Raw genomic sequence first — 19,834 nt, 5'->3', positions numbered from 1 at the left:
ATGCACCGGCAAAGCAAACTAAAGGTAAAACAGTGGAAAAAGAAAACCTCCAACACAAACGCATTGGAGGTCTCAATTTAAAAAGTAATTTCGTCTAAAATCCGTCAACTTATTTCAGGACAAGACAAATCTTAGCTGGTAATTACCAGATTCTGATTCGGTCTTCCGGTTTTTTGTAAAGCTTGTCGCCAGGCTTCACGTTGAAGGCTTTATACCAGGCATCCATGTTCACTGGTGCACCTATAGTGCGGTACTGCCCCGGTGAGTGCGAGTCTGTCAGGATAAGCTGGGCGGCAGTTTCCGGGAGCGTGTTCGCTCTCCAAACCTGTGCCCAGGCCAGGAAGAAACGCTGATCAGGCGTAAAACCATCTATCTTCTTGTTTGACTTACCTTGCTTGGTCATTTTAAAGGCTTCGTAAGCAGCGCTCAGGCCACCCAGGTCACCGATGTTCTCCCCTAAAGTCAGTTTGCCATTTACATGTATCGTATCGAGTACAGTATAGGCATCGTACTGGGCGGCAAGCGCAGCAGCTTTGGCTTTAAACTTGGTTAAATCTTCGGCTGTCCACCAGTTGCGGAGGGTGCCATCTTTGTCGTACTGGCTACCAGAGTCGTCGAATCCGTGGGAAATCTCATGACCGATCACCGCACCAATTCCACCGTAGTTCACAGCATCATCGGCATTCGGGTCAAAGAATGGGAACTGCAGGATACCCGCCGGAAACACAATCTCGTTCATCACCGGGTTATAGTAGGCGTTCACAGTTGGTGGGGTCATACCCCAGCGCTCACGATCAACCGGTTTGCCCAACTGGTTCACCATTTTAGTATAGCCCCACTCGCCGGCGTTACGCACGTTCTGGAAGAAAGCATCGCGGGAAATGGTAAGTCCGTCATATGTTTCCCATTTGTTAGGGTAGCCAACTTTAGGGCGGAAAGCATGCAGTTTGGCCAACGCTTTTTCTTTGGTCTCAGCGCTCATCCAATCCAGGCCTTTGATGCGGATCTCGTATGCCTTGATCAGGTTAGCGATCATTTCATCCATACGGGCTTTGGCTTCCGGCTTAAAGTGCTTGGCTACATACAACTGGCCCAGCAGCTCACCAATAGTTCCGTCAGTCAGCTGCGACATACGTTGCCAGCGTGGTGTCTGTACTTTCTGGCCTGTTAATGCCTGCGTGTAAGCAAAGTTGGCATTTGCAAAGTCAGCGCTCAGGTAAGGCGCCGCCGATTTAAGTACATTCCACTGCAGGTAAGTCTGCCAGTCAGTAACCGGCGTGCTGGTCAGTAAACCGTTCAGTTCTGTGAAAAACTTAGGCGAGTTTACCAATACAGTGTCCTGGCCAGTAACTTTCATTTTTGATAGCAGCATTTTCCAGTCCATGTTAGGAGTAGTTTTGCTGAAGTCGGCTACGGCAAATTTGTTGTAGGTCTTGTACGGGTCGCGCATCTCCACACGCGCCATCTGGGCAGCAGCCATTTTCTTTTCTAAGTTGAAAATGGTCTCTGCATTTTTCTGCGCTGTAGCATTATCTACACCAGTCAGCGTGAACAGCGTGGTGACATAGTTCTTGTAAGCTTCCTGAATTTTGGTGCTGCGGGCATCATCTTTTAGATAGTAATCGCGGTCGGGTAGGGTAGTGCCGCCCTGGCTCAGCTGTGGCACCATATTCTCCACGTTCTTGCGGTCCTGGCCTACATAAAAACCGAACATTGGTGCGCCGGCACCTGAAGTACGCAGGTACGCTACCTCGTTTAGTATTCCGTTCACATCGGTTATAGTTTTAATGCGCTCCAGGTCTGCTTTTATTGGAGAATAGCCAAGCTTATCGATCGCAGCGCTGTCCATGGCAGCAGCATAAAAATCACCTACCCGTTTTTCAACAGAACCTGCTTTGGTATTTTTGTTTGCAGCAGCCTCATTCAGGATACTTTGCACAGCCTTGATGTTGAAATCGCGTAGCTCGTTAAAGCTTCCCCAGCGTGTCTCTTTGGCCGGAACCGGATTTGCCTTTAACCATGCGCCATTGGCATAAGTATAAAAGTCATCACCCGGCTTCACACCCAGTCCCATGTTGGCTTTGTTAATAAAAGGTGTCTTTTTCGGCGCTTTGGTGCCATACTGTGCCGATGCATCAAAGGCACACATAAAGGCTGCTCCAAGCACCAGGTATCTGAACTGTGATTTCAGTTTACCCTTGCGCTCTCCAGCGTTAGTAGATTGCATAAATTGTTAGTTAGATTGTTTTTAAATTTGAAAATTTTGTATCTGTTCCTGATGACCGCAACTATAAAAAGTTAGCGCCAAATGCGGCTTAAAAATAACATTTACTGATTAATAAGTGGCTTTTATACCTATTTGTTTTTTTAAGCGTTTATTTGACCAAACAGCAGGCTCAGGGTTTAAAAGACGCAAAGTTTTATGTAGCTGAAAAGTTCCTGCCAACAGCATTTCTATAGTTGCGTACCTATGATGTTTGGATATGCGGGACTTAAACAAGGAACTATGGCAAAACAGATGCGGGCAGCCTCATTCAATGAGTTTGGTAGTTCTGACAAAGTACAGGTAGAAACTATAGACATTCCAGAAGTAGGAGAAGTGCTGATTAGTGTAAAAGCTGTGGCGTAAACCCTGTGGACTATGCGGTGAGGGAGGGATACCTGAAGAATTTTCTGCCACAAAAGTTTCCGACCATACCCGGTTGGGACGTAGCCGGAATAGTGGAAGACCGGGGGGAGTGCCCGAAGATTTATTATTTGTGATGAGGTGTATGCCTATACCGCAGGCCTGTGGTACAGTACGGCACCTTTGCCGAATATATTGTACTGTCAGAAAGTTATCTGGCGTTGCGCCCACAGTCTGTTTCATGGGAAGAAGCTGCGGGTATCCCATTGGTAGGAGTTACTGCCTATCAATCGTTGTTTGATGCTGGGCAATTACAAAGCGGGCAGACCGTTCTTATACTTGGAGCTTCAGGTGGTGTTGGAAGTTTAGACTTATAGTTAGCCAAAGCCAAAGGAGCAACCGTAATAGGAGTAGCCAGTCAGAAAACTATGATTTTATGCGAGAACTCGGTGCCGACCATACGATAGACTATAAAACTGAGCATATAGGCGAAGCAGCAAAAAGGTTTAGGCAAGAAACAGTAGACTTGATATTTGGTTGAGCCAGCGGTGACACTTTATAGCAAAGTTTGTGGGCACTAAAACCGGCTGGTAATCTTGTATCCATACTAAATCGTGGCCTAGAGCTTTACAAAACTATAGACTTTACCTGCTTGTTTGTAGAGCCAAACTCCAAACTACTGGATCACCTGTGTGAATTGGTAGAAACCGGTAAACTGAAAGCGCTTGTAAGTAAAAACTATAGTTTAAATGAAGCTGCCGAAGCACTAAAACATATACAGACACAGCATACCAAAGGTAAAATGGTGAAAGTAATATAATAAAAGGATTGGTCTATAGGTGATTATGAGTTAAACAAATTGCTGAAATATGATGACTTTCTTCATTATAGACAAAGAATATTATAAAAATTGAAAGAAAATTAATTAAGAATACAATATATTTGTGCAATTATATGTATACTTGTGACTTGATTGCATAAGATCATACTTTAACATAGACCTTTATTCAGGCCCATGAATTACAAATTTATAATAGCTGCCTTTGCTCTTATCCTGTCTATAGGCGCTACCGACGTATTAGCTCAGCGCGGCAGCAGCACCGCCAAGTTCAGAAGCCCCTACAAACGCAAATTCAAACCAAGCTGGACAGTGTTTGCTTCGCCGGGTTTAGTTGTGATGAATAGTGAGAATGAGGGTGATAGCGGCGATTTAGATAAATATGGTGTTTTGAAAAACAATGGTATGGGGCCGACATTAAATGTAGGTGCAATTTACCAATTCTCAAACAGTTTTGGTGTTGAAGGACGTTTAGGCTATTTGAATATTAATGGTAAAGAGGACGCAAGAGAGAGAGAAAGGGTAAACAAGGATGATGTTACTTTTAAAACTCATGCTGTTGAAGCTTCCGCATCATTAATTTATAATTTAACGAATACCTATGTAGGCTCACGCTTTACACGGTCAAGGAATTTAAGACTATTAGTCCCTTATGTTAAAGCTGGGGTAGGCGTAGTAATGTACACTTCTTCTTCTTCAATTGAGAGACAAGGAGTTGATTTTCCTGATGCGACTAGTTACCCTGATATAGCCTTAGTTGCACCATTGGGCGGTGGGATTAAGATTCAGTACTCTAAACAGCTAACTATAGCTCCGGAACTAAATGTTAATTTCACTACCACGGACTATCTTGACAATACAAGCTATGGTTACAAAAGCCCATTAACAGGTAAAAATGATGCCTACTTAACGGCAACAGTAAAAGTGATGTATAACATCACCGCACACCGTAGGAGTCCGTTCAGATTCAGAAGATAATAAGTCCGTTAATAATATCGAGGGCCTGTAAGCGTTAACGTTGACAGGCTTTTTCGTTTTTAGGAGTTGTACTTATATTTGCTCAGACTCTCTGTAACTAATGCAATATAACTGTTAAGTACCTAAGATTTTATATAAATAGCTAAGTTTTCAGCTTATAAAATTTTACATTTGCATTCTTGTTCCAACATTAAAATAGTATTTAGATACAACCAATGTACTAAGTGCTTTTCATCACCCTTGTATAAATGAACTTAAGGCTATTCTTTTTTGCAGTTCTACTGACTTTCTCGTCTTGCGGCCCTACACGTAACCTGGCCTATTTTAGTGATCTGAAGGAACAGGCCACCTATTCCGAAGAAATAAAAAATGTTACTGTATCTAAAATCCAGCCGAACGACCTGCTGAGCATTACCGTAAGCAGCGAGAGTCCGGAATCTGATATACAGTTTAACCGGGGAATGCTGGCAGTCAATGAGAGCAAGTTGGAAGGATACCTGGTGAGCGAAGACGGTTTTATTGATTTCCCGGTTGTAGGCAGAGTAAAACTGGCAGGACTTACCAAGCAGGAAGCCAGGGAAACACTTACAACCGAACTTCGGAAGTATTTAAAAGCCCCTGTAGTGAGTATCCGAAATATGAACTTTAAGGTAACAGTGATAGGGGAAGTGAACCGGCCTTCTACTTTTACTGTTCCTGCTGAGAAAATATCTATCTTAGAAGCTTTAGGTATGGCCGGCGATATGACGCCGTTTGGTAAGCGTGAGAATGTGATTGTGATGCGTGAAGAAGCAGGGACCAGAACTATAACCAGATTGGATTTGAACAAAAAAGAAGTACTAAGCTCTCCTTACTTTTACCTGCAACAGAATGATGTGGTATATGTAGAGCCGGATAAAATGAAGCAGGTGCAGGCAAGTACCAACACCCGTACCTTAGCTGTCATCACTTCACTTACTTCATTAGCTATAGTTATTGCTACCAGATTATTTTAATTAGTATCCGTTTTTATGTCGGAAAAGGAAATATTTCAGCTCGAATCTGAAGAGATAAATCTAAAAGAAGTACTGCAAAAGTATCTTCGGTACTGGTACCTGTTTGTGATAGGCGTTATAGTTGCAGGTGCTGTAGCATTTGTGTATCTACGCTATAGTACTCCACAATATCGTATTAGCAGCACACTTCTAATAAAAGATGATAAAAAAGGTCCTTCTTTGGCAGAGAATGCAGTACTCGATGATCTGAACCTGTTCCAGGCTGGAAAAAATATTGATAACGAGATCGAGATACTGAAGTCGAAAAGCTTAATGAACCGGGTGCTGCAGGAACTTGCCCTGAATACCTCCTATTATGTAGACGGCCGTGTAAAGAGCACAGAGATCTATGGTGCTTCCATGCCGTTGAAGGTGATCGTAAGCAAGCTGGACTCTTCCGCTTTTAACAAAAGTATTGTCGTACAAGCGACAGGCAAAAACGGGTATCAGATCGATGAGGATGGCACTGTAACCAGCCATAAGTTTGGGGAGCAGGTAAAAAAGCCTTACGGAATTTTTACGGTAGTAGCAGGCACTCCTAATACTGCAAAAAATAAGAAGGTTACGGTTAAATTCCATGACATCCGGCAAGTAGCAGATTACTACAACCAAAAGCTTACGGTTGCTCCGGTAAACAAGAATGCCAGTGTGCTTAGCCTGAGCTTGATAGACCCGGTTCCGGCTAAAGGTGTAGCTATCCTGAATAAGTTGGTAGAAGTTTACAACAAAGAAGCTGTTGAAGATAAGAACCTTATTGCCGGCAGTACTATCCAATTCATCGATGAAAGGTTGAAGTATTTGACATCGGAGCTTTCCGTAGTAGAAGAAGATGTTGAGAGCTATAAGAAGGATAATCGTGTAACAGATGTAAGTTCTGAAGCAAAACTGTACCTGGAGAAAGCAAGTGAATATAACCGTCAGCTGTCGGAGTGGGCTATCCAGATCGATGTGCTGGAGTCGATAGAGAACTACCTGCTAAAACAGGAAAGCCAGTTTGAACTGGTACCTAGTACACTTACCATTCAGGACCCAACCTTGTTAGGACTGATCTCCAAATTCAACGAACTACAGCTGGAACGGAAACGTTTATTACGTGTATCGCAACCAGGTAACCCATTGGTACAGAATATAAATGAACAATTAGGAAACCTGCGTGGCAATATCCTGGAGAACCTGCGCAACATAAAGGATGGGCTTATCATTACCCGTAACAACCTGCAGGCAAGTTCTGCACAGTTCGAGTCCCGCATCAAAGAGGTGCCAAGTATCGAGAAAGACCTGATCGAGATCAAGCGCCAGCAGAGCATAAAAGAAGGCTTGTATTTGTATCTGCTGCAAAAGCGCGAAGAATCTGCGCTATCCCTTGCCGCAACAGTAGCTAATTCCCGCATTATCGATCCTGCTATTTCCGGCGATAAACCTGTAGAACCTAAAAAGCAATTGGTCTACCTGCTGGCTTTTCTGGTTGGTTTAGGTATTCCGTTTGCAGGCATCTATATCAAAGAGTTGTTGAATGATCGAGTGCAGACGCAGCAGGATGTGAAGAAAGCAACTGATACTCCTATTTTAGGGGAGATTGCTCATAACGATACCTTTGAGAAACTGGTGGTAACAGAGAACAGCCGCAGCACCGTAGCGGAGCTATTCCGCCTGATCCGTACTAACCTGCAGTTTGCTACCTTAGGTAAAGATAGCAAAGTGATCATGATAACGTCTAGTATGAGTGGCGAAGGCAAGACCTTCTTTACCATTAACCTGGGCGCCAGCCTGGCTTTAACCGGCAAACGGGTAGTATTAGTGAATTTCGACCTGCGCAAACCACGGCTGCTGCAGGATATGGAACTGTCTAATGAAACAGGTATCACGAATTATATCATCGACGAACGACTAAGTATTCAGGATATCCTGATACCATCGCCGGAAGTGACAGGCTTATACGCTATCGGATCGGGTCCTATTCCGCCTAACCCTGCCGAATTGATGATGAGCCCTAAGGTGGGGTATTTGCTGGCAGAATTGCGAGAGCAATTTGATTATGTGTTGCTGGATACTTCACCGGCCGGACAGGTGGCTGATGCCTTTACGCTGGCACCACTTATCGACGCGTCTGTATATATTGTTCGCTACAACTATACTTTCAAGTCCCAAATCGCTATTGTGGATGATATTTATCAGAATAAGAAACTGAAGCACCCAATGATCGTGCTGAATGATGCAGATATGAAGGAAGCTTATGGCTATGGCTATGGATACGGATATAATGAATTTAGCAAGACATCCCTTAGAAGGGTATTTAAAAAGGGGATGCGGATTGAAGTGTAAGAAAAGAATCGAATAACAAACTATAGAATAATAAAAATGTCTGGTATAGCTTTAGTAGAAGATGCTAAAATAGCTGTGATCGGTTTAGGCTATGTTGGCCTGCCGTTGGCAGTAGAGTTTGCTAAAAAATTTAAAACATTTGGCTTCGATATAAATGAAGCAAGAATTAAAGAGCTTAGTGAAGGCCATGATCATACGCTAGAAGTTGAAGAAGGCAAACTCAAAGAAGTACTTTCAAATGACTGCTCAACTCCTACAGGTTTGTATTGCACCAACGACCTAGCTAAAATTGAAAACTGCAACTTTTATATTATTACCGTACCAACTCCAGTTGATAAGCATAACCGCCCTGATCTGACGCCGCTTTATAAAGCCAGTGAGACAGTAGGGAAAGTGCTAAAGCGTGGTAATATTGTTATCTATGAATCTACGGTTTATCCTGGTGTAACAGAAGACGAATGCGTACCAGTACTGGAGTGCGTTTCTGGCCTTAAATTTAATGTGGACTTTTTTGCAGGTTACTCCCCGGAACGTATCAACCCGGGAGATAAAGAACATACAGTAGCCAAGATACTGAAGATAACTTCCGGCTCTACACCTGAAGCTGCCGAGAAAGTAGACCAACTTTACAAAGCTGTTATAGTGGCCGGTACCCATAAAGCCACCACAATAAAAGTAGCTGAGGCCGCTAAAGTTATTGAGAACGCACAGCGCGATATAAACATTGCTTTTGTAAACGAGCTGGCAAAAATATTTAACCGTCTGGAGATCGATACAGATGAGGTACTACAGGCAGCTGGTACGAAATGGAATTTCCTGAAGTTTAAACCAGGCTTAGTTGGCGGTCACTGTATTGGCGTTGACCCATACTACTTGGCGCAGAAAGCACAGGAAGTTGGATACCACCCAGAGATTATCCTGGCAGGTCGAAGGCTGAACGACGGTATGGGCGAGTACGTAGCACATGAAGTGATTAAGCTGATGGTGAAAAAGGAAATACCAGTAAAAGGTGCTAACATCTTAGTTCTCGGTATCACCTTTAAAGAGAACTGTCCGGATGTACGCAACACAAAAGTCGTAGATATCCTACACACATTTAAAGACTACGATACTAACATCACTATCTATGATCCATGGGCTGAACCCGCAGAAGTAAAACATGAGTATGGATGGGATTCTATAAAAGAATTAAATGGTACCAGCAACTGCGATGCTGTTATACTTGCCGTTTCCCACGATGAATTCAAAACTTTAGACCTAAGTAAACTCTGCAAAGAAAATGCCGTGATCTACGACGTAAAAGGCGTACTGCCAAAGGAGTCGGTAGACGCAAGACTGTAACAACAAATTGTCATTTCGAACGAAGTGAGAAATCTAAATAGAATACCAGATAGATCTCTCACGCAGTTCGAGATGACAAAACAACAAAATTCAACGCCTTAGATAAGGAGGGGTTAGGGTTGGTTTGATTACTACCCATTTATAATTCCTAATTCATCATTCAAAATTTCTCACAGAAGTGTACGAAACCCTTTATCATACTGAAGATCTCAGTCAATACAGCTTTTTAGTAACTGGCGGTGCCGGCTTCATAGGTTCTAATATTGTAGAGTACCTGTTAAAGTATGGTGCTGGCAAAGTAAGAGTATTAGATAACTTTTCTACGGGTTCACACGCCAATATCGAAGAATTCAAAGCTAATCCTGCTTTTGAATTGTTAGAAGGAGATATCCGTGATTTGGAAACCTGCAGAAAAGCTTTGAATGGAATTGACTATGTGAGCCATCAGGCAGCACTAGGTTCTGTCCCTCGTTCTATAAATGATCCTATAACTAGCAATGATGTAAACGTAAGTGGATTCCTAAACATGTTGGTTGCCGCCCGCGATGCAGGTGTGAAGCAAATGGTGTATGCTGCTAGCTCAAGTACCTACGGTGATCATCCGGGTTTGCCTAAAGTAGAAGATAAAATTGGTAAGCCACTTTCTCCTTATGCCATTACCAAGTATGTGAATGAATTGTATGGGGATGTCTTCTCTAAAACCTACGATTTCCATACCATAGGTCTCCGTTACTTTAATGTGTTTGGTCCAAAGCAAAATCCTAAGGGGCCTTATGCTGCAGTTATTCCATTATTTATAGAATCTGCTTTAAAAGGAGAGTCACCTTTTATAAATGGTGATGGAGAGACTAGCCGTGATTTTACATTTGTGGAGAATGCAGTGCAGGCTAATATCAAGGCAATGCTAGCTACCGATATAACACAGCATGAAGTTGTTAATATTGCTTTTGGAGAACGTACTACTTTAAATCAATTATGGAATAAAATATCTGAAATTGCTGGTGTGAGTATATCTCCTCAATATCGAGAAGAGAGAAAAGGAGATGTAAAGCATAGTTTAGCCGATATAAGTAAAGCCAGTAGGATAATCAATTATAGCCCTTTGCTTTCTGTATTGGAAGGCTTAGTAATTGCTGCAAACTGGTATAGGAATTCGGCTAGCAAATAGTATTGGAGTTACCAGTTGCACTAGGAAATGGCTAAACATAAAGTCTTAAGATTCGATGAGTCAGCTTAACAGGGATATTTTTCATGGGACATTGTGGTCGGTAGTTGGCCAATTCGGGACAATGATTATTTCCTTGTTGTCTAATATCGTACTTGCACGCATTTTAACACCATATGAGTTTGGACAAGTAGGTGTCATAATGTTTTTTATTATACTTGCTAATGTGCTTACTGAAAGCGGGTTGGCAGGTGCTTTAGTAAGAAAGAAAGAGGTAACACAAGATGATTACTCAACTGTTTTCGTGTTTAACTTGTGGATAAGTTTGGTCTGTTTTTTACTATTGGTTGTCTCCTCTGGTTATATTTCTGACTTTTATAACGACAGCTCGCTTCAGAATATTCTGCTGGTTTCCTCCCTTATTTTAATTGTAAATGCATTTCAAATTACGCAGAATGCCCGTTTAATGCGGGACTTGAAGTTTAAGGAAAAGTCAAAATACCGCTTTGTTGCAGTTTGTATCGGCTCAATTGTTGGGATATTGTTTGCAATGTTGGGAATGGGTGTATGGGCATTGGTCATCATGCAGTTGACTACTGCTTTATTCACTACAATTATTCTTTGGCGATTTGAGGGAATGTTTTTTTCTCTGACGTTCAGACGCGATTCATTTAAAAGCCTGTACTCATTTGGAATGAACACAACGTTAGCATCCATACTTAATACAGCTTTTGATAATATTTACCAATTGATTTTAGGTAGGTACTTCTCAATAAGCCAAGTAGGATTATTCTTTCAGGCAAAAAAATTGCAGGAAGTTCCAGTAGGAATTATAAAATCAACAACTTTAGGTGTTGTATTTTCATCTCTGTCTAAAATTCAGGATGAGACTGAATTGCTTCGTAAGACATATACAAAAATAGTGTTACTTTTTACTATTGTAATGGGCTTGCTAACCTCTATATTATATGTATACAGCGAGAGTTTAATTCTGCTATTATATGGTAAAAGTTGGGGCGAAGCAGCAGTTTACATTCAGTTGCTCGCAATCGCTTCTTTCTTCTACATGCAGGAAATGTTCAATAGAGTCATTTTTAAAGTTTATGACCAAACCCATAAAATACTCTACCTCGAAATAGTGAAGAAAGTAATACAATCAATTAGTATCATTGTAGGAGTGTATTACCTTGATCTAACCATCTTATTAAATGGCTTCGTTATAACCAGTATTTTAAGCTACTTAATTAATTTACATTATTGTAGAAAGATCATAAAAGGTATAGCATTGCGTGAAATGCTAATTACCTTGAAAATTATTTTAGTATCTCTCACAATAAGTGGTATATCTATTTATGCGAAGAATACATTGGGGCTAACAGGTATCAATTCAATTGCTTTACTTCCGATTAGCGTGGGATTATACTTGGTACTAACACAAATTATAGGAGTTGCCGATTTGAAAAGCGAATATAAGGCACTTTTTAATCTTCTTAAGAAACAACCTATATGATTGGCAAGATATTAAATAAATACAGATATAAATTTTGGGCACCTGAAAGGTATGCAAGGTACATCGGTGTTAAGATTGGCAAGGGTTGTTTGATTTCGACAAAAAATTTTCCATCTGAGCCATATCTTATTGAAATTGGAGATCATGTAAGGGTTGCCAAAAATGTATCTTTTTTTACACATGGAGGGCTTTGGTCACAAAGGAAGAAATATAGTAATTTGGATTATTTTGGAAAAATAAAGATAGGGAATTATACTTATATAGGTGAAGGTGCATACATAATGCCTGGGGTTACATTAGGTGACGATGTAATAATTGGCGCAGGATCCATTGTGACAAAAAGTGTAGAAGATGGTTTGATAGTTGCGGGAAATCCAGCAAGGGTAGTTGGGAAAACATCGGATTTTATATCCAAAATACAAAATATCAGTGTACCTGCCTACGGCATGAATCCTGTTCAAAAGAAAGATTTTCTCTTAAACTTAGATGAATCTAGGTTTATAAAGAAGTAGATTTATCTATGTTGCAAAGATTATCATATCTTATTCTTATAATACTTTTGTCTATATATTACTTTTTTGTTCCTGAAACAATGGACAGAGAAGTAATGGGGCTACTGCTGATACTGGTGTTAGTTGTGTTGACGATACACACTTTCCAAAAGGAGAAATTCGAACTTTTAAAAGGCCAACTTTTAAAGCATTCTACACTTGTACTTATTGGCTTTACTATAGTCCACTTTCAGTATTACTTGGATTTTGTACTTGGAAACGTTACTGAAAATAATGATTTCATATGGGTTAACAGGAATGTTGTTTTAAAAGCGTTTGTACTATCTGTTATTGGATTATTAAGTTTTTTACTAGGTTATTCCATGTATCATAGATTTGTAGCAAATTTTATATCAGCACCAGAAAAACCTAGAAGCACAAAAGCTTTAACCTTTTTGGCTTTTGTTTCTTTGGCAATTTATTTCTATACTGTTAATCCTCGGTACCTATTAGGTTACTATGGTAGCGAGGAGATGGGGGCTAGTGCTACATATGCTATACTAATATTTACGGTCTCTGTTTTTGCGATTATTGTTCAGAATAGCAGAAATATAATCTTGAGCAAAGCCAAACCTAAAAGCTTTAGTAGCTATTTGCTTCAGCAGGGTTACTTCTTTCTATTTCTGATTGGTGTTTATTTGGTATCAGTAGTCATAAGTGGAGACAGAGGACCGATAATGACAATTGGGCTAAGCATGGGTACAGGCTACTTCTTTGTTTCAAAGGAGAAGTTAAAGTTTAAATATGCTGTTTTAATTGTTATAGCCAGTGCTTCATTGATGTCTATCTTGGGAATTGCAAGGAGCTTAGACAAAGAGCTAGACTTCCAGTCCAGAATCATAGAGGGTGTTAAAAGTGAGAGTAAGTATGCAGAGCAGTCTTATTTGCCACAGACACAAGAGCTTGCAGGGTCCGTCAGGACCCTGCATACAACTGTTAGCTATATTCCATCGAATCATGATTTCCTCTTTGGTCGTTTTCAATTTCAGCAGTTGTCAATTGTTGTACCTTTTGTCAGTGCATTCAATACATTGATTTTCGATAACAATGACTTCAAATACAAGGGGTCTGCTTCGTTTGTAACCTGGATCAACCAAGGCGATTACTGGAGGTCTGGCGATGGGACCACCTGTATTGCAGATTTTTATTTTGACTTCGGACTGCCAGGAGTCATTGTTGGTATGTTTCTATTTGGGTACTCTATGAGATACGCAGAGATTTCTATGTATTCTAGAAAGCTGCCCAGCTTGCTTTCTCATGCTTTTCTTATAATATACCTCAGCTATGCTATCTATATAGCTAGATCATCCTACCTGTTTAATATGAAGTTAGTAATTTGGACAGTTATATTACTAGTTGTTAATAAATACTTTTTATGCAGGTTATTGAAATGAAAAAGATAGCGTTTTTTGTGACCTCCTTAAATGCTGGTGGGATAGAGAACTATTTGCTACGTTTTCTAAAGTACTCCGAGGGTGAAATATTACCTATTGTAGTTTGTAAAAGCAACCAATATGGAGACCTATTAGGGGATTACCAGCAAATAAAGAATATAAAACTTTTGAAAGTAGGAGGTGGTTTCTTTAATATAAAGCAATTTATAAACATATATCAATTATTAAGCTCTGATAAAATACATGCTATATGTGACTTTACGGGTAACTTTGCCGGTATACCGCTGTTTATCGCAAAGCTCGTTGGGGTAAAAAAGAGGATCGCATTTTACAGGGGAGCAACTAATCGCTTCAAGGAAGACAAAATTAGGCTATATTATAATAGTATGGTAAAAAAGCTAGTAATGGATAATGCAGATTATATATTATCGAACTCCAAATCTGCGCTAAATTTCTTCTTTCATGATAGATCAGTTGATGATAAAAGATATCAAGTAATCTCTAATGGTATAGATAGTGCCAAATTTTGTGAAGGAACCGGTAACTTGAGAAATGAGCTTTCTATACCGGATGAATCATTTGTGATTGGACATGTAGGCAGGTTCGATAATGCAAAAAATCATCAAACTATAATACAGGTTATAAAGAGGCTTTCCACTTATGATTCCAACATTTACTTTGTTTTATGTGGAAAAGGTGTAGATGAAAACTTAGGTGAAATTATTAAAGAGTCTAAATTCGGCAATCAGGTTAAGTTATTAGGATATCGATCTGATGTTAACAAAGTATTAAAGACATTAAACGCATTTTATTTCCCCTCTCTGACTGAAGGGCAGCCAAATGCCCTTATAGAGGCAATGGTAATAGGTTTACCTTTTGTAGCGTCTAACATTAATCCGATCCTAGAGACAGTACCATACAGTCTACATAAACAGTTAGTAGCTCCAAAGGATGTCGATGGTGCTGTCTCTAAACTATTAGATATTTATCAGAGCGATAATAGAAGCAGATATACATGTGCTGACTGGGCGAAAGAGAAATATTCTGCTCACAATTGTTTTAGTTTATTCATGGAAAAGCTTAAATAGGATTTTGGAACTAGTTTACATTACCGAAGCTCGCTTTATAAAAGATAAATCCGGAAGTTTATTTACAGCGGATGGCACACACACATACAAGTATTTTCAGCGGTATTTAGATGTCTTTGAAAAGGTTTATGTTGTAGGCAGGGTTACAAGTGCAGAAGATTGTTTGGTCATCAAAGAGGAATTAGTTGAAGGGGCCAATGTCCAAGTACTGCCGTTAACCGGATATCTAGGTATAGGAGGATTCGTTAAAAACTATTTTTCAATTAAGCACCAATTAGAGCATTATATTACGCCGGGTAATGTCTACATACTCAAGGTGCCCGGCATACTGGGTAAATTAGCCTCTAATATTTGTCGTGAAAAAAAAATAAGATATGGGGTTGAAGTAGTTGGTGATCCATACGATGTATTTGCTCCAGGTGCTGTAAACCATCCTCTGCGCTCTTTTCTCAGGCTCTATTTTACTAAGGAACTGAAGACCATTGTTAAAAATGCATATTCTGCCTTATTTGTCACGAAAGAGCAACTTCAAAGAAGATATCCTTGTGATGCTTCGGCTTTCAATACATATGCATCCAATGTAATTCTGGATAGCGCAACATTTGCAAGCTCGCCGAAAACAAAATCTAATGAGAAAAGCATTGAGATAATCTCTGTTGGTTCATTGGAGCAAATGTACAAGGCCCCAGACATAGTACTTAAGGCAATTAAAATGCTGCTTGATGACGGTATCTTATGCAAACTAACATGGCTAGGAGATGGTAGATACAAAAGCGAAGTCGAGCAAATAGCCAGAAATCTAAATATAAGCTCCTATGTACGCTTTCCTGGGAAGGTGCTATCAGGTGATGGAGTTCAAAAGTATTTGGATGAATCTGATATGTTTGTTCTTGCTTCGAGAACAGAAGGATTGCCTAGGGCTTTAGTTGAAGCAATGGCAAAAGGATTGCCGTGCATTGGTACAAATGTAGGCGGTATACCTGAGCTGCTCGATGAAGAAATGATCGTTCCCAAAGATAATGCTGAAGCATTGTATAAAAAGATAAAGTATCTGTTGGAGCATCCGGAGGTCATGATGAGGCTAGCAGCAAGAAATTTGGAAGAAGCAAAATTATATTCAACAGAAATATTAACACAAAGACGTTTGAAATTTTATGAAAGCCTACTTCCTTGAGCATTCATAAAATTATAGATCATAAAACAGGTAACTATACTTTACAGCTCAATGAGGGTACTTCAATTAATAAAGACAGCAGACGGAGCAACCTGGGCATATAGGCAAATTAAAGTGCTTCTTGAGCAAGGTATTCAGGTGGCAGTTTGTATGCCTAAAGGTAAAATGTGGGACAAGTATTTAGCTGAAGGAATAAAAGTTTATGAACTGAATTATACCGTTAACCCAGTTAAACAAGCTTATGCATTCAGGGAATTTAAAAAAGCAGTTAATGACTTTAAACCAGATCTTATACATAGCCATTTTGTAATAACAACTCTTTTTGTCCGACTCTACAGGCTATTTAATTCATTGCATATCCCCATAGTATTTCAGGTACCGGGCCCTTTACATTTGGAGCACTTTATCTTTAGAAATGCAGACCTTTTAACAAGCAATAAGTACGATTATTGGGTTGCGTCTTGTAATTGGACGAAGAATAAATACACCTCATCAGGTATTTCTGAGAAGAAAGTTTTTCTGTCGTACTACGGAACAGATCTGACTTTTGTAAAGAAACACAGAAAAGGAAAGTTAAGATCTGAACTCGGTTTAAAAGATAATGATTTTATAGTTGGTATGGTTGCTTTTATGTATCCGCCCAAGCCTTATATAGGTCAAAAGAACGGGATAAAGGGGCATGAAGATTTTTTTATTGGTGTATCTGAATGTATAAAGGAAAATAATAAGATAAAGGCTATTGTTGTAGGCGGAGCATGGAATGGTGCTGTAGCATATGAGCAGAAACTAATTAATATGGGCAGAGAATTATGTGGAGACAACATCTATTTCCTTGGTTCCAGAAATGATGTCCCCGAGCTTTATGCAGATATTGATTTAGTGGTGCATCCATCCTATAGTGAAAACTTAGGGGGTGCCGCAGAATCCTTGTTACTAGAAGTGCCAACAATTGCTACTAATGTAGGAGGTTTTCCGGATATTGTAGTAGACAATGAAACAGGTTATCTGATAAATCCGGGAGCCCCTAATGAAATAGCAGAATCCATTAAAAAATCTTTTACTGATTATGATAAAATTAAAAGAATGGCATTAGCTGGTGGAGAAAAGGTTAAATCAATTATGGATGTAAATAAAACAGGTAAAGAAGTTTTTGAAATTTACAATCAGATATTGGGCACTACAAAAGTTGGTAAAGCTTAGTCATCTGTTATGGTTAATTATAGTTGCAATAATGTATAGTGCATTCTTTAAATCCATTCTGGATAGGTTAATAGCTTCAGTGGCTTTACTTGTATTACTGCCTGTTTTCGTAATTATTTTAATCCTTTTAAAAGTAGCTAACAAAGGGGAATCTTTATTTCTACAGCCACGGCCTGGAAAAGGCGGTAAGGTTTTTCATGTTATTAAGTTTAAAACGATGAATGACATGACAGATTCTCAAGGAGAATTATTGCCAGACAGTAAAAGATTGACGACAATTGGTAAATTTGTGCGCAAAACATCTTTAGATGAGATACCACAATTGCTAAACGTGATCAAAGGCGATATGAGTCTGATAGGTCCGCGTCCTTTGCTGGTAGAATACCTTCCTCTTTACAATGAAGTTCAAAAAAGGAGACATGAAGTCAAACCCGGAATAACCGGTTGGGCTCAGGTTAATGGTAGAAATGCTATAAGCTGGAGCGAAAAATTTAAGTATGATGTATGGTATGTGGATAATATTTCGTTCCTACTCGATCTGAAAATAATATTTTTGACAATTCAGAAGGTCTTTAAATCAGATGGGATAAATTCAGCAACAGCAGCCACAATGGAAAAATTTACTGGTAACACACATTTATAAATGAAGAAGAAAATTGCCATTTTTGGAGCAGGAGGTTTTGGCCGCGAAGTAGCCATGCTTATAGAACAAATTAACCAAAAACAGGATTCATGGGAAATTGTAGGCTTTTATGATGATGGAGTTGCTGTAGGTGAGGAGTTGTATGGTTATCAGGTGCTTGGGGGTATAGATCAGTTAAATAATCAGCCAAATGAGCTATTTGTTGTATTCGCAATAGGTGATCCTAAAATTAAAAAGAAAGTAATCTCCCAAATACAAAACACTAATTTACGCTACCCAATTCTTATTCATCCTACCGTGTTAATGGGTGATAAAGATGTTAAGGTTGGTGATGGAAGTATAATTACTGCAGGCAATATTCTTACTGTTAATATTAATATTGGCTCTCATGTAATATTAAATCTATCCTGTACTGTTGGTCACGATACAAATATTTCAAATTACTGCTCATTTATGCCATCTGTAAATATTTCTGGGGAGGTTGAAATTGGTGAGTGTGTATATATAGGAACAGGTGCTAAAATAATTAATCAACTCGAGATTGGGGAAAATACAATAGTTGGTGCTGGTGCCGTTGTTTCAAAAACTCTTCCAGCAAATTGTACCGCTGTAGGTATTCCTGCTAAACCAATTAAGTTTCATGAATAGAACAATGAATAACAAAATATGGCTCTCTTCCCCACACATGGGAGGAACTGAAGAGAAGTATGTAAAAGAAGCTTTCGATACAAATTGGATAGCCCCACTGGGGCCTAACGTAGATGGCTTTGAAAAAGACATGGAAAGCTTTTTAAGGAATGATGTACATGTGGCAGCACTTAGTTCGGGTACTGCTGCTTTGCATTTAGCTCTTATTATACTTGGCGTAAAAGCAGGTGATGAAGTAATCTGTCAGTCGATGACCTTCTCCGCATCTGCCAACCCGATTTCTTACCAGGGAGCAACGCCTGTTTTTGTAGATAGCGAAGACCGCACCTGGAACATGTCGCCGGAGTACTTGGAGAAGGCTATTCAGGACAGGATCAGCAAAGGCAAAATGCCAAAAGCTATTATTGTGGTGCACCTGTACGGCATGCCTGCCGAAATGGACCGCATCATGGAGATTGCTGACAAGTATGAGATACCAGTGGTAGAAGACGCAGCTGAGGCCTTAGGTTCGAGCTATAAAGGCAGAAAATTGGGTACTTTTGGTGCGATGAGCATCCTGTCCTTTAACGGAAACAAGATCATTACTACTTCGGGTGGTGGTGCGTTGGTTTCTACTAATGAAGAGTGGATAAAGAAAGCACGTTTCCTGGCTACCCAAGCGCGCGATAACGCGCCACATTACCAGCACTCACACATTGGGTATAATTACCGTATGAGTAATATCTGCGCCGGTATTGGCCGTGGTCAGATGGAAGTACTTCAGGATAGAGTATCACAGCGCCGTCAGAACTATAGTTACTATGCAGAAACTTTTGCAGAAAAAGCAGCTATTACTTTACCTGAAGAACCAACATCCGATTTTTACTCCAATCGCTGGCTAACCACAATTCTGGTAGATCCGGCTTCGGGCACAGACCGGGAGGAGCTACGACTTGCGTTAGAAAAGGAGAATATTGAGAGTAGACCATTATGGAAGCCGATGCATTTGCAACCTGTTTTTGCAGATGCTCTGTTTTATGGAGATGGTACCTGCGAAAATTTATTTAATAATGGACTTTGTCTTCCTTCTGGTTCTAACCTTACCTCCGAAGATCTGGCACGTGTAACAACTATCATGAAACGTTGCCTTGAGAAAGTAACAGCTTAATTTTTTTACTTTTTTTGAAATAGTAAAGGGCTGTAAGTAATTATTGCCCTTTTATGTTTTTATAATATTGTGCTATAGTCCTGCGTTAGTTAGAAATCTATGTTACTATAGTTTGTGCTTGTGTTACAGTTATTTAGTAACTTAGCGGCGCAATTTTAAGTTATTTGAGTAAATA

General features: G+C 39.8%; 18 protein-coding genes. 17 read left to right on the top strand and 1 reads right to left on the bottom strand.

Annotated features, from left to right (window positions below):
- Positions 1-142: 142 nt before the first annotated feature.
- On the bottom strand, positions 143-2,074 hold the full coding sequence (locus H7F15_RS16905) for a M13 family metallopeptidase (RefSeq protein ID WP_255481304.1): 1,932 nt from the start codon (positions 2,072-2,074) through the stop codon (positions 143-145).
- A 432-nt stretch (positions 2,075-2,506) separates the two neighbouring features.
- On the opposite strand from H7F15_RS16905, the gene H7F15_RS19575 reads away from it, so the two are divergent.
- The 17 genes from H7F15_RS19575 (at position 2,507) to H7F15_RS16830 (ending at position 19,659) form a co-directional block, all read left to right on the top strand.
- Positions 2,507-2,629: a hypothetical protein gene (locus tag H7F15_RS19575; protein WP_255481296.1), complete on the top strand. Its 123-nt coding sequence runs from the start codon at positions 2,507-2,509 to the stop codon at positions 2,627-2,629.
- A 161-nt stretch (positions 2,630-2,790) separates the two neighbouring features.
- Complete coding sequence (locus tag H7F15_RS19360) at positions 2,791-3,003, top strand: hypothetical protein (RefSeq protein WP_221627109.1); 213 nt, start codon at positions 2,791-2,793, stop codon at positions 3,001-3,003.
- Between the two features lie 191 nt (positions 3,004-3,194).
- Positions 3,195-3,446: a zinc-binding dehydrogenase gene (locus H7F15_RS19355; protein ID WP_221627108.1), complete on the top strand. Its 252-nt coding sequence runs from the start codon at positions 3,195-3,197 to the stop codon at positions 3,444-3,446.
- A 195-nt stretch (positions 3,447-3,641) separates the two neighbouring features.
- Entirely contained in the window at positions 3,642-4,442 is an 801-nt protein-coding gene (locus tag H7F15_RS16895) for a DUF6089 family protein (protein ID WP_185198172.1), read from the top strand.
- A 248-nt stretch (positions 4,443-4,690) separates the two neighbouring features.
- A complete protein-coding gene (locus tag H7F15_RS16890) occupies positions 4,691-5,437 on the top strand; it encodes a polysaccharide biosynthesis/export family protein (protein WP_185198171.1) in 747 nt (248 codons plus the stop codon).
- A gap of 15 nt (positions 5,438-5,452) precedes the next feature.
- Positions 5,453-7,798 (top strand): tyrosine-protein kinase, encoded by a 2,346-nt coding sequence (locus H7F15_RS16885; RefSeq protein ID WP_185198170.1) that lies wholly within the window; start codon positions 5,453-5,455, stop codon positions 7,796-7,798.
- 36 nt (positions 7,799-7,834) lie between these two features.
- Positions 7,835-9,139, top strand: coding sequence for a nucleotide sugar dehydrogenase (locus H7F15_RS16880; RefSeq protein WP_185198169.1), 1,305 nt, complete (start codon positions 7,835-7,837; stop codon positions 9,137-9,139).
- 178 nt (positions 9,140-9,317) lie between these two features.
- Positions 9,318-10,307: an SDR family oxidoreductase gene (locus H7F15_RS16875; RefSeq protein WP_185198168.1), complete on the top strand. Its 990-nt coding sequence runs from the start codon at positions 9,318-9,320 to the stop codon at positions 10,305-10,307.
- A gap of 55 nt (positions 10,308-10,362) precedes the next feature.
- Positions 10,363-11,814, top strand: coding sequence for a lipopolysaccharide biosynthesis protein (locus H7F15_RS16870; protein ID WP_185198167.1), 1,452 nt, complete (start codon positions 10,363-10,365; stop codon positions 11,812-11,814).
- Positions 11,811-12,326 carry a DapH/DapD/GlmU-related protein gene (locus H7F15_RS16865; RefSeq protein ID WP_185198166.1) on the top strand — a complete coding sequence of 172 codons (516 nt, stop codon included), beginning with the start codon at positions 11,811-11,813 and terminating at the stop codon, positions 12,324-12,326. Before H7F15_RS16870 ends, H7F15_RS16865 begins: the two co-directional genes overlap by 4 nt.
- 8 nt (positions 12,327-12,334) lie before the next feature.
- On the top strand, positions 12,335-13,759 hold the full coding sequence (locus tag H7F15_RS16860) for an O-antigen polymerase (RefSeq protein ID WP_185198165.1): 1,425 nt from the start codon (positions 12,335-12,337) through the stop codon (positions 13,757-13,759).
- The gene (locus H7F15_RS16855) at positions 13,756-14,847 is read left to right on the top strand and encodes a glycosyltransferase (protein ID WP_185198164.1); all 1,092 of its coding nucleotides are present in this window, start codon (positions 13,756-13,758) and stop codon (positions 14,845-14,847) included. The genes H7F15_RS16860 and H7F15_RS16855 overlap by 4 nt, the downstream gene beginning before the upstream one ends.
- A 4-nt stretch (positions 14,848-14,851) precedes the next feature.
- Positions 14,852-16,021, top strand: a complete 1,170-nt coding sequence (locus H7F15_RS16850) for a glycosyltransferase family 4 protein (RefSeq protein WP_185198163.1) — start codon at positions 14,852-14,854, stop codon at positions 16,019-16,021.
- 51 nt (positions 16,022-16,072) lie between these two features.
- A complete protein-coding gene (locus tag H7F15_RS16845) occupies positions 16,073-17,221 on the top strand; it encodes a glycosyltransferase family 4 protein (RefSeq protein ID WP_185198162.1) in 1,149 nt (382 codons plus the stop codon).
- Positions 17,222-17,252: 31 nt separating this feature from the next.
- Entirely contained in the window at positions 17,253-17,864 is a 612-nt protein-coding gene (locus tag H7F15_RS16840) for a sugar transferase (protein ID WP_185198181.1), read from the top strand.
- Positions 17,865-18,512: an acetyltransferase gene (locus tag H7F15_RS16835; protein WP_185198161.1), complete on the top strand. Its 648-nt coding sequence runs from the start codon at positions 17,865-17,867 to the stop codon at positions 18,510-18,512.
- A 4-nt stretch (positions 18,513-18,516) separates the two neighbouring features.
- Positions 18,517-19,659: a DegT/DnrJ/EryC1/StrS aminotransferase family protein gene (locus tag H7F15_RS16830; protein WP_185198160.1), complete on the top strand. Its 1,143-nt coding sequence runs from the start codon at positions 18,517-18,519 to the stop codon at positions 19,657-19,659.
- Positions 19,660-19,834 lie beyond the last annotated feature (175 nt).

Origin of the sequence: Pontibacter sp. Tf4 (assembly GCF_014212495.1) — a bacterium.
GTDB lineage: Bacteria > Bacteroidota > Bacteroidia > Cytophagales > Hymenobacteraceae > Pontibacter.
The sequence above is the reverse complement of the archived record's forward strand: the minus strand, read 5'-3'. Positions and strand labels throughout refer to the sequence as shown.